Origin of the sequence: Planotetraspora sp. A-T 1434, from assembly GCF_025420585.1 — a bacterium.
Classification (GTDB): domain Bacteria; phylum Actinomycetota; class Actinomycetes; order Streptosporangiales; family Streptosporangiaceae; genus JAOEGB01.
The window spans coordinates 1-13,609 of the sequence record NZ_JAOEGB010000001.1 but is presented as its reverse complement, the minus strand read 5'-3'; the positions used below and the strand labels follow the sequence as shown (position 1 = coordinate 13,609).

The following is a 13,609-nucleotide window of genomic DNA, read 5'->3' as shown; positions in this document are numbered from 1 at the left end:
TCAGCTCCCTTCAGCACCCGGCTGCTCCGCCGGGCCGGTCTCGGGGGCAGCCTGGGAGGCGGCCTCGGTTCTGGGTGCGCGGTCCGTACGGCCGGCCGCCCCGCCACGACGGGGACGGTCGCCGCCGCCACCACGACGCGGACGGTCGCCGCCGGCGCCGCCGCCACGGCGGTCGTCGCGCTCACGACGCTGGCCCGCACGGGCGCCGGCCGCGGCGGCCTCGCGCTCGGCGCGGCTGGTCGGGGCCTCGCCCTTGTAGATCCACACCTTCACGCCGATGCGGCCGAAGGTGGTGCGGGCCTCGTAGAAGCCGTAGTCGATGTCCGCGCGGAGCGTGTGCAGGGGCACGCGGCCCTCGCGGTAGAACTCCGAGCGGGACATCTCGGCACCGCCGAGACGACCGGAGCACTGGACACGGATGCCCTTGGCGCCGCTCTTCATGGCGGACTGCATGGCCTTGCGCATGGCCCGGCGGAACGAGACGCGGCTGGAGAGCTGCTCGGCCACGCCCTGCGCGACGAGCTGCGCGTCGATCTCGGGGTTCTTCACCTCGAGGATGTTCAGCTGGACCTGCTTCTTGGTCAGCTTCTCCAGGTCGCCGCGGATGCGGTCGGCCTCGGCGCCGCGGCGGCCGATCACGATGCCCGGACGGGCCGTGTGGATGTCGACCTGGACGCGGTCGGTCGTGCGCTCGATCTCGACCTTGGAGATGCCCGCCCGCTCCATGCCCTTCTGCAGCATGCGACGGATCGCCACGTCCTCGGCGACGTACGACTTGTACAGCTTGTCGGCGTACCACCGGCTCTTGAAGTCGGTCGTGATGCCGAGGCGGAACCCGTGCGGGTTAACCTTCTGGCCCACTAGCGGGTCCTTCCCTTCGGCTCGCGGGACTCCACGATCACAGTGATGTGGCTCGTCCGCTTGTTGATCCGATAGGCACGACCCTGGGCGCGCGGGCGGAACCGCTTGAGCGTCGGTCCCTCGTCAACCCACGCGCGGCTCACGACGAGCGTGTCCCGGTCGAGCTTGAAGTTGTGCTCCGCGTTCGCGATCGCGCTGGAGAGCACCTTGTATACGGTCTCGCTCGCCGCCTGGGGAGCGAACTGCAGCACGGCCTGCGCCTCCGAAGCGGGCAGCCCGCGAATGAGGTCCACCACACGGCGGGCCTTCCGGGGCGTGTGGCGCGCGAACCGCGCCTGTGCCCTGGCTTCCATCGCTGTCTCCTCTGATGCTTTTCTGAAGGCGCTTACCGCCGGCTGCGGCGGTCTTCCTTGACGTGGCTGCGGAACGTCCGCGTGGGGGCGAACTCTCCGAGCTTGTGACCGATCATCGACTCGGTGACGAACACCGGGACGTGCTTGCGGCCGTCGTGCACGGCGATCGTGTGACCCAGCATGTCGGGCACGATCATGGAGCGCCGTGACCACGTCTTGATGACGTTCTTGGTGCCCTTCTCGTTCTGTGCGTCCACCTTCTTCTGAAGGTGGTCGTCCACGAAGGGGCCCTTCTTAAGGCTACGTGGCATGTCGGCTGCTCCTACCGCTTCTTCCTCTTGCTCCGACGACGGATGATCAGCCGGTCGCTGGGCTTGTTCGCCTGCCTGGTGCGGCCCTCGGGCTTGCCCTTGGGGTTCACCGGGTGACGACCGCCGGAGGTCTTGCCCTCACCACCACCGTGCGGGTGGTCGACCGGGTTCATGGCGACACCGCGGACCGTGGGGCGCTTGCCCTTCCAACGGTTACGGCCGGCCTTACCGATGTTGATGTTGGCCTGCTCGGCGTTGCCCACCTGGCCCACAGAGGCCCGGCAGCGCACGTCGACCTGGCGCATTTCTCCGGACGGCATACGCAGCGTGGCGTAGGTGCCCTCCTTGGCGAGCAACTGGATCTGCGCACCGGCGCTGCGGCCGAGCTTGGCGCCACCGCCCGGACGGAGCTCCACCGCGTGGATGAAGGTACCGGTCGGGATGTTGCGCAGCGGCAGGCAGTTGCCCGGCTTGATGTCGGCGCCGGGGCCGTTCTCGACGCGGTCCCCCTGCTTGAGGCCGGCGGGCGCGAGGATGTAGCGCTTCTCGCCGTCGGCGTAGTGCAGCAGCGCGATGCGGGAGGTCCGGTTCGGGTCGTACTCGATGTGAGCGACCTTGGCCGGGATCCCGTCCTTGTCGTGGCGGCGGAAGTCGATGATCCGGTAGGCGCGCTTGTGCCCGCCTCCCTGGTGCCGGGCGGTGACCCGGCCATGGACGTTACGGCCGCCCTTGCTGTGCAGGGGAGCAAGCAGCGACTTCTCGGGCGTGCTGCGCGTGATCTCGGCGAAGTCCGAGACGCTCGCGCCGCGGCGACCCGGGGTCGTCGGCTTGTACTTACGGATGCCCATCTTTTTCGTTCATCCTTCGTCGGTTCATACCGGTCGGGGTCCGCCTCACGGCGGTCCCCCCGGTGCTAACTACTGGGGTCGTGGCGCCCCACCTGATCGGCCGGGCGCCATCTCCCTGTGCGGCGGACGCTCAGCCGATCTGACCGAAGATGTCGATCCGGTCGCCCTCCACCAGGCTCACAATCGCGCGCTTGGTGTCGGGGCGCTGGCCGTAGCCGTGCCGGGTCCGCTTCCGCTTGCCCTGGCGGTTGATCGTGTTCACGCTGGTGACCTTGACGCCGAAGATCTGCTCAACAGCGATCTTCACCTGCGTCTTGTTGGCACCCTGGCGCACCAGGAACGTGTACTTGTTGTGCTCATCGATCAGGCCGTAGCTCTTCTCGGAGACGATCGGCTTGAGGATGATGTCGCGCGGGTCGGCGATCTTCTGCATCAGGCCTCTTCCTTCCCGCTCTTCGCCAGCCGCGCCACGACCTGGTCGTAGGCCTCCTGAGTGAAGACCACGTCGTCGTAGCACAGCACGTCATAGGTGTTCAGCTGGCCCGCGTCCAGAAGGTGGACCTCGGGTGCGTTGCGCAGGCTCAGCCAGGTCCGCTCGTCGGTCTCGTCGACCACGACAAGGACGCTACGAGCCTGCGTGATCTTGCGGAGCGCCTCCAGGGCGGCCTTGGTCTTCGGCGTGTCACCGGTCACCAGGCTGCTCACCACGTGGACGCGACCGCCGCCGGCCCGGTCGGAGAGGGCTCCGCGAAGGGCGGCCGCCTTCATCTTCTTGGGCGTCCGCTGCTCGTACGAGCGCGGCTGCGGGCCGTGGACGGTGCCACCGCCGGCGAATTGCGGGGCGCGGGTCGAGCCCTGACGGGCGCGGCCGGTGCCCTTCTGGCGGTACGGCTTCTTGCCACCGCCGCGGACGTCACCGCGGGTCTTCGTCGAGTGGGTGCCCTGCCGGCGAGCGGCGAGCTGCGCGACGACGACCTGGTGGATCAGCGGGACGTTGACCTTGGCGCCGAAGACGTCCTCCGGCAGGTCGACGGTCCCCGTCTTGGCGCCGCTGGCGTCGAGGACGTCAATGGTGGTGCTCACTTGGCAGCCCCCTTCTTGGCAGCGGTGCGGATGAGGACCAGGCTGCCGTTGGCGCCGGGGATCGCACCCTTGATGAGGATGAGGCCCTTGTCGGCGTCCACGGCGTGAACCTTGAGGCTCTGGATGGTGGTGCGGACGTTGCCCATCCGGCCGGCCATGCGCAGGCCCTTGAAGACGCGGCCCGGGGTGGCGCAGCCGCCGATGGAACCGGGCGAGCGGTGCTTGCGCTGGGTACCGTGCGAAGCGCTCAGACCACGGAAGTTGTGGCGCTTCATGACACCCGCGAAGCCCTTGCCCTTGCTCTTGCCGGTGACGTCGATGTACTGCCCGGCCTCGAAGGTGTCCGCGGTGACCTCCTGGCCGAGGGTGTACTCGGAGGCGTCGTCCGTACGGACCTCGACGAAGTAACGGCGCGGCGTGATGTCGTGCTTGCGCAGGTAGTCGCCGAGCGGCTTGTTGACCTTGCGCGGGTCCACCTGCCCGTAACCGATCTGGACGGCGGAGTAGCCGTCCTTCTCCGGAGTGCGGACCCGGGTCACCACGCACGGACCGGCCTCGACGACCGTCACCGGAACCAGCCGGTTCGCCTCGTCGAAGACCTGGGTCATGCCGAGCTTCTTGCCCAGGACGCCCTTGATCTGCTTAGCCATGTCAGTGCGTTCCCTCAGAGCTTGATCGAAATGTCGACGCCGGCAGGGAGGTCGAGCCGCATGAGCGAGTCGACGGTCTTCGGCGTCGGGTCGATGATGTCAATCAGCCGCTTGTGCGTACGCATCTCGAAGTGCTCGCGGCTGTCCTTGTACTTGTGCGGCGACCGGATCACGCAGTACACGTTCTTCTCGGTCGGCAGCGGCACCGGGCCAGCGACCTTGGCGCCGGTCCGCGTCACCGTCTCGACGATCTTCTTGGCCGAGCTGTCGATGACCTCGTGGTCATACGCCTTGAGCCGGATGCGGATCTTCTGTCCCGCCATAATGGCCTCGGTGTCCTTCGCTGTCGTCCTATAAAGCTTCACGCGGCCTGTTGCCGCTGGTCGTTCCACGCGACCGACGTGCCGGACGGTGTCCGGTTCCGTGATCTGGCAGTCGTTTCGGACACACCCTGCCGAAACGGCTGCGAGATCACGGTCTTGTCGTCCGTGGGGCGGGATCGTCTCCGATCCCTTCGTGGCGTGGCGGTCAGACCGTACCGGCCCGACCGCCACTCCGCGGTGGTGCTACTTGATGATCTTGGTCACACGACCGGCGCCGACGGTGCGGCCACCCTCGCGGATCGCGAACTTGAGGCCGTCCTCCATCGCGATCGGCTGGATGAGCTGGACGGTCATCTCGGTGTTGTCACCGGGCATGACCATCTCGGTGCCCTCCGGCAGGTTCACGACACCGGTCACGTCCGTCGTGCGGAAGTAGAACTGCGGCCGGTAGTTGTTGAAGAACGGCGTGTGGCGGCCGCCCTCGTCCTTGGACAGGATGTAGACCTGCGCCTCGAACTCGGTGTGCGGGGTGGTCGTGCCCGGCTTGATGACACACTGGCCGCGCTCGACGTCCTCGCGCTTGATGCCACGGAGGAGCAGACCGACGTTGTCACCGGCCTGGCCCTCGTCGAGGAGCTTGCGGAACATCTCGACGCCCGTGACGGTCGTCGTGGTGCTCTTCTCCTTGATACCGATGATGTCGACGGTCTCGTTGACCTTGACGATGCCACGCTCGATACGGCCAGTGACGACGGTGCCACGACCGGTGATCGAGAAGACGTCCTCGATCGGCATCAGGAACGGCTTGTCGGTGTCACGAACCGGCTCGGGGACGTTCTCGTCCACGGCAGTCATGAGCTCGATGATGGAGTCGGCCCACTTCTCGTCGCCCTCGAGCGCCTTCAGCGCCGAGACGCGGACGACCGGCAGGTCGTCGCCCGGGAACTCCTGGGCGGAGAGCAGCTCGCGGACCTCGAGCTCGACGAGCTCCAGGATCTCCTCGTCGTCCACCATGTCGGCCTTGTTCAGCGCGACGACGATGTAGGGGACGCCGACCTGGCGGGCCAGGAGGACGTGCTCCTTCGTCTGCGGCATCGGGCCGTCGGTGGCGGCGACCACCAGGATCGCGCCGTCCATCTGCGCGGCACCGGTGATCATGTTCTTCACGTAGTCGGCGTGACCGGGGCAGTCAACGTGAGCGTAGTGACGCTTCTCGGTCTGGTACTCGACGTGCGCGATGGAGATGGTGATTCCGCGCGCCTTCTCCTCGGGCGCCTTGTCGATCTTGTCGAACGGAGTCGCCTCGTTGAGCTGCGGGAAACGGTCGTGAAGCACCTTGGTGATCGCCGCGGTCAGAGTGGTCTTGCCGTGGTCGATGTGCCCAATGGTGCCGATGTTCACGTGCGGCTTGTTCCGCTCGAACTTGGCCTTGGCCACTGGTCTGTCTCCTTGAGATTCTGACTTGACTTGCGTCTTCTAACTCAGGCTCCGTACGGCGGGGCACTCGAGAGCGCCCCACCATACGCAGAGGAACACGATTTCTTCGGCGGAACAGGTCCGCCGCGGAAGTCCTATTCGCCCCGAGCCTTCGCGACGATCTCCTTGGCGATGCCCGGGGGCACCTCCGAGTAGGAGTCGAACTGCATGCTGTAGACGGCCCGGCCCTGGGTCTTGCTGCGCAAGTCACCCACGTAACCGAACATCTCCGACAGCGGGACGAGGGCCTTGATGACCTTGGCCCCGGTCCGGTCTTCCATCGCCTGGATCTGTCCGCGGCGACCGTTGAGGTCACCGATGACATCTCCCATGTAGTCCTCGGGCGTGGTGACCTCAACGGCCATCATCGGCTCGAGGATTACGGCGTCCGCCTTGCGAGCGGCCTCCTTGAAGGCCATCGACCCAGCGATCTTGAAAGCCATTTCGGACGAGTCGACCTCGTGGAAGGCGCCGTCCTGCAGGGTCACCTTCACCCCGACCATGGGGTAGCCGGCGAGGACGCCGAACTCGGCGGCCTCCTGGGCGCCCGCGTCGACCGACGGGATGTACTCCCGCGGGATGCGGCCACCGCTGACCTTGTTCTGGAACTCGTAGCCGTCGTTGCCCTCGCCCAGCGGCTCCAGGTCGATGATCACGCGCGCGAACTGGCCGGAACCACCGGTCTGCTTCTTGTGCGTGTACTCGACCTTCTCCACCTTGCGGCGGATGGTCTCGCGGTAGGCGACCTGCGGGCGGCCGACGTTGGCCTCGACCTTGAACTCGCGGCGCATGCGGTCGACGAGGATCTCCAGGTGGAGCTCGCCCATACCGGCGATGACCGTCTGCCCGGTCTCCTCGTCACGACGGACCTGGAAGGACGGGTCCTCCTCGGCCAGTCGCTGGATCGCGGTGCCGAGCTTCTCCTGGTCGCCCTTGGTCTTGGGCTCGATGGCCACGCTGATGACCGGGGCGGGGAAGTTCATCGACTCCAGGATCACCTGGTTCGCCGGGTCGCTGAGGGTGTCACCGGTGGTGGTGTCCTTCAGGCCCATGACGGCGACGATCTGACCGGCTGACGCGGACGGGCGCTCCTCGCGCTTGTTCGCGTGCATCTGGTAGATCTTGCCGATCCGCTCCTTCTTGCCCTTGGTCGAGTTGATGACCCCGGTGCCTGCCTCGAGCGTGCCCGAGTAGATGCGGATGTAGGTGAGCTTGCCCAGGTGCTGGTCGCTCATGATCTTGAATGCCAGCGCGGCGAACGGCTCAGCCGGGTCCGCGTGGCGCTCGATGATCTGCTCCTCGTTGTTCACCGCGTGGCCCTTGAAGGCCGGGATGTCGGTGGGCGCGGGGAGGTAGGCCACGATCGCGTCGAGCAGGGGCTGCACGCCCTTGTTCTTGAACGCGGTGCCGCAGAGGACCGGGTTGAGCGCGCTGGCGACGGTCGCCCGCCGGATCGCCGCGACCAACTGCTCCTCGGTGGGCTCGACACCCTCGAGGAAGAGCTCCATGAGCTCGTCGTCGTTCTCGGCGACGGTCTCCACGAGCTTGTCGCGCCACTCCCGCGCCACGTCGGCGTGGTCGGCCGGGATGTCGACGACGTCGTACATCTCGCCCTTGGCCGCCTCGGCGCTCCAGATGAGGCCCTTCATCTTCACCAGGTCGATGACGCCCTTGAAGTCGGCCTCAACGCCCCAGGGAAGCTGGATGACCAGCGGGGTCGCGCCCAGACGGGACACGATCATGTCGACGCAGCGGTGGAACTCCGCGCCGACCCGGTCCATCTTGTTGACGAAGCAGATGCGGGGCACGCCGTACCGGTCGGCCTGCCGCCAGACCGTCTCCGACTGCGGCTCGACACCCGCGACGGCGTCGAACACCGCGACGGCACCGTCGAGGACGCGGAGCGAGCGCTCCACCTCGACCGTGAAGTCCACGTGGCCCGGCGTGTCGATGATGTTGATGGTGTGACCGAGCCACTCGCAGGTCGTCGCGGCAGACGTGATCGTGATGCCGCGCTCCTGCTCCTGCTCCATCCAGTCCATCGTGGCAGCGCCCTCGTGGACTTCACCGATCTTGTAGTTGATACCGGTGTAGAACAGGATGCGCTCGGTCGTCGTGGTCTTGCCCGCGTCGATATGGGCCATGATCCCGATGTTGCGGACCTTGGCCAGGTCAAGAGCGGTCGTGGTGGCCACTTCTCTCGCGTCCTTAACTCGTCGTCGGTGCCGACTACCAGCGGTAGTGGGCGAAGGCCTTGTTGGACTCGGCCATCTTGTGCGTGTCCTCGCGCCGCTTGACGCTGGCGCCGAGGCCGTTGCTCGCGTCGAGGAGCTCGTTCATGAGCCGCTCGGTCATGGTCTTCTCGCGGCGCGCCCGGGAGTACTGGACGAGCCAGCGCAGGGCCAGCGTGGTGCTGCGCGCGGCACGCACCTCGACCGGCACCTGGTAGGTCGCGCCACCGACGCGGCGGCTGCGCACCTCCAGGGTGGGCTTGACGTTGTCGAGCGCGCGCTTCAGGGTGACGACCGGGTCGTTGCCCGTCTTCTCGCGGCAGCCCTCGAGGGCGCCGTACACGATCGACTGGGCGATCGAGCGCTTGCCGTCCAGGAGAACCTTGTTGATCAGCGCGGTGACCAGCGGCGAGTTGTGCACCGGGTCAGCGACCAGCTGGCGGCGGCCAGGGGAACCCTTGCGCGGCATGTCAGCTCTTCTCCTTCTTCGCGCCGTAGCGGCTGCGGGCCTGCTTGCGGTTGCGGACACCCTGGGTGTCCAGCGAGCCGCGGATGATCTTGTAGCGAACACCCGGCAGGTCCTTCACACGACCGCCACGCACGAGCACGATGGAGTGCTCCTGAAGGTTGTGACCAACACCCGGGATGTAAGCCGTGACCTCGATGCCGTTGGTGAGCCGAACACGCGCGACCTTGCGCAGCGCCGAGTTGGGCTTCTTGGGGGTCGTGGTGTAAACGCGGGTGCAAACGCCGCGCCGCTGCGGGCTCCCCTTGAGGGCAGGAGTCTTGGTCTTGCTGACCTTGTCCTGCCGGCCCTTGCGGACCAACTGCTGAATGGTGGGCACCGCGTCTCCGTTTCGTGCCTAGCCGGTGATACGTAGGTTCCTGGTCGAGATCGCCTTGCGGCTTTCTCTTCCAGGTCGTGCTTTCGCAGGTACTGCCGGTGTCATGACCTGCTGGTTGTCTGTCTCCTTCGACCCACGCGGTCGGGCGTGTCGCGCACTCGTCGCGCCATACCCGTGCAGATCCGGCCGATCTGGAGGGGTCACGCGGCGCTCCTACCGCTTCCACCTGAGGAAACGGCCCCTGAGCGCACGCATGCGAGCCCATGAACCCATGGGCACGAAGGAAAAGACTACCCAGCCCTTTGCAACACGTCAAAACGGCTGCCGCTGGGTCGTCGTGATCCGTGCCATGGTCCCCACGACCCGCTTCTACGCAGACCGCTATTGGGCTCCCGGCAAGTGTACCCGCACCCGCCGACTCTTCCGGCCATTTCCTCGTCGTGATCATGCACAGGTTCCCGCGTGCCCGGCTTGAGCTGCGCCGACCTCCACCGTGATCATGTACAGATTCCCGGCCCACGTCGTGACCTGCGCAGACACCCACCGTGATCATGCACAGATTCCCGGCCCACGTCGTGACCTGTGCAGACACCCACCGTGATCATGCGAAAACGCCCGGAGTGGCGGACCACTCCGGGCGTTTCCCTGTACTGCTAGGACTTCTGCCTGGCGACTCAGCGGCCGTACTGGCCGAAGTCGTACTCCTCCAGCGGGACGGCCTCGCCGCTGCCGGTGCCGAACGTGTAGTCCGCCGCGGAGCCGTCGTAGCCGCCGACCGTGTACATCGCGGCCTTGGCCTCCTCGGTGGGCTCCACCCGGATGTTGCGGTACTGGGGCATGCCCGTACCGGCCGGGATGAGCTTACCGATGATGACGTTCTCCTTGAGGCCGAGCAGCGAGTCCGACTTGGCGTGGATCGCCGCGTCGGTGAGCACCCGCGTCGTCTCCTGGAAGGACGCCGCCGACAGCCACGACTCGGTGGCCAGCGAGGCCTTCGTGATGCCCATGAGGACCGGACGTCCGGACGCCGGCTGGCCGCCCTCCGCCACGGTCTCCCGGTTGAGCACCTCGAAGCGCGGCCGCTCGACGAGCTCGCCGGGCAGCAACTCGGTGTCGCCCGACTCCAGCACGTTCACGCGCTTGAGCATCTGGCGGACGATGACCTCGATGTGCTTGTCGTGGATCGACACACCCTGCGAGCGGTAGACCTGCTGGACCTCCTCCACCAGGTGGAGCTGCACGGCACGCGGGCCGAGGATGCGCAGGACCTCGTTCGGGTTGCGGGCGCCGGCGACGAGCAACTGGCCGACCTCCACGTGCTGGCCCTCGGAGACGAGGAGCCTCGACCGCATCGACACCGGGTAGGCGATCTCCTCGGAGCCGTCGTCCGGAGTGATGACGATCTTGCGCGTCTTGTCGGTCTCGTCGATCCGGACCCTGCCGGTGACCTCGCTGATCGGGGCGACACCCTTGGGGATGCGCGCCTCGAACAGCTCCTGGACACGGGGCAGACCGTGGGTGATGTCCGCACCGGCCACACCACCGGTGTGGAAGGTACGCATGGTCAGCTGGGTGCCGGGCTCACCGATGGACTGGGCCGCGATGATGCCGACGGCCTCGCCGACGTCGACCAGCTTGCCGGTGGCCAGCGAACGGCCGTAGCAGGTAGCGCAGACACCGATCTTGGCCTCGCACACCAGGGTGCTGCGGGTCCTGACCGTCTCGACCCCGGCCTCGACGAGCGCCGTGACCGTCAGGTCGTTGATGTCGGTGCCGACCGAGGCGATCAGCTTGCCGTCCACCTCGACGTCCTCGGCCAGGATCCGGCCGTGCACGTTGCTTTCGGCGTTCTCGGCCTTGACCAGCTTGCCCTGGGCGTCACGCTCGCCGACGTGCAGCGGGACCGCGCGGTCCGTGCCACAGTCGATCTCGCGGACGATGACGTCCTGGGCCACGTCGACCAGACGACGGGTCAGGTAGCCGGAGTCGGCGGTCCGCAGCGCGGTGTCCGCCAGACCCTTCCGCTGGCCGTGGGTGGAGATGAAGTACTCCAGGACCGACAGGCCCTCGCGGAACGAGGACTTGATCGGGCGCGGGATCGTCTCACCCTTGGTGTTGGACACCAGGCCGCGGATGCCGGCGATCTGCCGGACCTGCATCTTGTTACCGCGGGCGCCGGAGTTGACCATCATCCAGACCGGGTTGGTCGCCGGGAACGCGTTGACCATGTCGGTCTCGACGTCCGCCGTCGCGTGGGTCCAGATCTCGATGAGCTCCTGGCGGCGCTCCTCGTCGGTGATCAGACCGCGGTCGTACTCGCGCTGGACCTTGTCGGCCCGCTTCTCGTACGACTCCATGATCGCCGCCTTGTTCGGCGGCGCCACGACGTCCTCGATCGAGATGGTCACACCGGCGCGGGTCGCCCAGTGGAAGCCCGCGTCCTTCAGCGCGTCCAGCGCGTTCGCGACCTCGACCTTCGGGTACGTCTCGGCCAGCTCGTTGACGATCGCGGAGAGCTGCTTCTTGCCGACCTGGTAGTTCACGAAGGGGTAGTTGTCCGGCAGCGTCTGGTTGAACAGACACCGGCCCAGCGTGGTCTCCAGGCGGATCGGCTCACCGGTCTCCCAGGCGTCCGGGGCCTCCCAGCCGCGTGGCGGCGGGACGTCCCTGAGACGGACCTGGATCTTGGCCTGCATGTCCAGCTCATGGCGGTCGTAGGCCATGAGGGCCTCCGACACCGAGGCGAACACGCGGCCCGATCCGGTGGCGTCGTCCTTGTCCGTGGTCAGCCAGTACAGACCGATGACCATGTCCTGGGTGGGCATCGTCACCGGCTTGCCGTCGGCCGGCTTGAGGATGTTGTTGGTCGACAGCATCAGGATGCGCGCCTCGGCCTGGGCCTCGGCCGACAGCGGCAGGTGCACGGCCATCTGGTCGCCGTCGAAGTCCGCGTTGAACGCGGTGCAGACGAGCGGGTGGATCTGGATGGCCTTGCCCTCGACCAGCTGCGGCTCGAAGGCCTGGATGCCCAGGCGGTGCAGGGTCGGAGCGCGGTTGAGCAGCACCGGGTGCTCGGTGATGACCTCTTCCAGCACGTCCCACACGACCGGGCGGGCCCGCTCGACCATCCGCTTGGCCGACTTGATGTTCTGCGCGTGGTTCAGGTCGACCAGGCGCTTCATCACGAACGGCTTGAACAGCTCCAGCGCCATCTGCTTGGGCAGGCCGCACTGGTGCAGCTTGAGCTGCGGGCCGACGACGATGACCGAACGGCCGGAGTAGTCGACTCGCTTGCCGAGCAGGTTCTGCCGGAAACGGCCCTGCTTGCCCTTCAGCATGTCGCTGAGGGACTTCAGGGGCCGGTTGCCGGGGCCCGTGACCGGGCGGCCGCGGCGGCCGTTGTCGAACAGCGCGTCGACGGCCTCCTGGAGCATCCGCTTCTCGTTGTTCACGATGATCTCGGGCGCGCCGAGGTCGAGCAGACGCTTGAGCCGGTTGTTCCGGTTGATGACCCGGCGATACAGGTCGTTCAGGTCGGAGGTCGCGAACCGGCCACCGTCGAGCTGCACCATGGGGCGCAGGTCCGGCGGGATGACCGGGATGCAGTCGAGCACCATGCCGCTCGGCGAGTTCCGCGTGTTGAGGAACGCCGCCACGACCTTGAGCCGCTTGAGGGCGCGGGCCTTCTTCTGGCCCTTGCCGCTGCGGATGGTCTCACGCAGGTTCTCCGCCTCGGCGTCCAGGTCGAAGCTGTTCAGCCGCTCCTGGATGGCCTGGGCGCCCATGCCGCCGCGGAAGTAGCGGCCGAAACGGTCGCGCATCTCGCGGTAGAGAAGCTCGTCGCCCTCCAGGTCCTGGACCTTGAGGTTCTTGAAGCGGCTCCAGACCTCGTCGAGACGGTCCAGCTCGCGCTGGGCGCGGTCGCGCAGCTGCCGCATCTCGCGGTCGGCGCCCTCCCGCACCTTGCGGCGCGCGTCGCCCTTGGCGCCGGACGCCTCCAGCTCGGCCAGGTCGGCCTCGAGCTTCTTCTGGCGGGCCTCGATGTCGGCGTCGCGGCGCTGCTCGATGTGCTGCCGCTCGACGGAGATCTTGGCCTCCAGCGACGGCAGGTCGCGGTCACGCATCTCGGCGTCGACATGCGTGATCATGTAGGCCGCGAAGTAGATGACCTTCTCCAGGTCCTTCGGGGCCAGGTCGAGCAGGTAGCCAAGGCGCGACGGGACGCCCTTGAAGTACCAGATGTGGGTGACGGGCGCGGCCAGCTCGATGTGGCCCATCCGCTCACGGCGCACCTTGGCGCGCGTGACCTCGACGCCACAGCGCTCACAGATGATGCCCTTGAAGCGGACGCGCTTGTACTTGCCGCAGTAACACTCCCAGTCCCGGGTCGGACCGAAGATCTTCTCGCAGAAGAGCCCGTCCTTTTCCGGCTTGAGAGTCCGGTAGTTGATCGTCTCCGGCTTCTTCACCTCGCCGTGCGACCACTGCCGGATGTCGTCAGCGGTCGCCAGGCCGATACGCAGTTCGTCGAAGAAGTTGACGTCGAGCACTTTTGATCCCCTCAGCTTCTAGATCAGACCTCTTCGACACTGCTCGGCTCGCGCCGGGACAGGTCGATTCCGAGCTCT

At 67.0% G+C, this 13,609-nt stretch carries 13 protein-coding genes; all 13 read right to left on the bottom strand.

Features of this window, described 5'->3' with window-relative positions; translation table 11 throughout:
• Positions 1–861, bottom strand: coding sequence for a 30S ribosomal protein S3 (gene rpsC, locus N5079_RS00065; protein WP_261581146.1), 861 nt, complete (start codon positions 859–861; stop codon positions 1–3).
• Positions 861–1,214: a 50S ribosomal protein L22 gene (gene rplV / locus N5079_RS00060; RefSeq protein ID WP_261581145.1), complete on the bottom strand. Its 354-nt coding sequence runs from the start codon at positions 1,212–1,214 to the stop codon at positions 861–863. Before rplV ends, rpsC begins: the two co-directional genes overlap by 1 nt.
• Positions 1,215–1,246: 32 nt before the next feature.
• Complete coding sequence (gene rpsS, locus N5079_RS00055; RefSeq protein WP_030451498.1) at positions 1,247–1,525, bottom strand: 30S ribosomal protein S19; 279 nt, start codon at positions 1,523–1,525, stop codon at positions 1,247–1,249.
• An 11-nt stretch (positions 1,526–1,536) separates the two neighbouring features.
• Complete coding sequence (rplB, locus tag N5079_RS00050) at positions 1,537–2,373, bottom strand: 50S ribosomal protein L2 (RefSeq protein WP_261581144.1); 837 nt, start codon at positions 2,371–2,373, stop codon at positions 1,537–1,539.
• 130 nt (positions 2,374–2,503) lie between these two features.
• Complete coding sequence (gene rplW / locus N5079_RS00045; protein WP_261581143.1) at positions 2,504–2,806, bottom strand: 50S ribosomal protein L23; 303 nt, start codon at positions 2,804–2,806, stop codon at positions 2,504–2,506.
• The gene (gene rplD / locus N5079_RS00040) at positions 2,806–3,456 is read right to left on the bottom strand and encodes a 50S ribosomal protein L4 (RefSeq protein ID WP_261581142.1); all 651 of its coding nucleotides are present in this window, start codon (positions 3,454–3,456) and stop codon (positions 2,806–2,808) included. Before rplD ends, rplW begins: the two co-directional genes overlap by 1 nt.
• A complete protein-coding gene (gene rplC / locus N5079_RS00035; protein WP_261581141.1) occupies positions 3,453–4,106 on the bottom strand; it encodes a 50S ribosomal protein L3 in 654 nt (217 codons plus the stop codon). Before rplC ends, rplD begins: the two co-directional genes overlap by 4 nt.
• A 14-nt stretch (positions 4,107–4,120) precedes the next feature.
• Positions 4,121–4,429, bottom strand: a complete 309-nt coding sequence (gene rpsJ, locus N5079_RS00030; protein ID WP_012887830.1) for a 30S ribosomal protein S10 — start codon at positions 4,427–4,429, stop codon at positions 4,121–4,123.
• A 243-nt stretch (positions 4,430–4,672) separates the two neighbouring features.
• Complete coding sequence (gene tuf / locus N5079_RS00025; protein ID WP_261581140.1) at positions 4,673–5,866, bottom strand: elongation factor Tu; 1,194 nt, start codon at positions 5,864–5,866, stop codon at positions 4,673–4,675.
• A gap of 134 nt (positions 5,867–6,000) precedes the next feature.
• On the bottom strand, positions 6,001–8,049 hold the full coding sequence (gene fusA / locus N5079_RS00020) for an elongation factor G (protein ID WP_410007731.1): 2,049 nt from the start codon (positions 8,047–8,049) through the stop codon (positions 6,001–6,003).
• 85 nt (positions 8,050–8,134) lie between these two features.
• Positions 8,135–8,605, bottom strand: coding sequence for a 30S ribosomal protein S7 (rpsG, locus tag N5079_RS00015; protein ID WP_067174793.1), 471 nt, complete (start codon positions 8,603–8,605; stop codon positions 8,135–8,137).
• Between the two features lies 1 nt (position 8,606).
• The gene (gene rpsL, locus N5079_RS00010; protein WP_061253213.1) at positions 8,607–8,981 is read right to left on the bottom strand and encodes a 30S ribosomal protein S12; all 375 of its coding nucleotides are present in this window, start codon (positions 8,979–8,981) and stop codon (positions 8,607–8,609) included.
• Between the two features lie 674 nt (positions 8,982–9,655).
• Complete coding sequence (locus N5079_RS00005; protein ID WP_261581138.1) at positions 9,656–13,531, bottom strand: DNA-directed RNA polymerase subunit beta'; 3,876 nt, start codon at positions 13,529–13,531, stop codon at positions 9,656–9,658.
• Between the last annotated feature and the right edge of the window lie 78 nt (positions 13,532–13,609).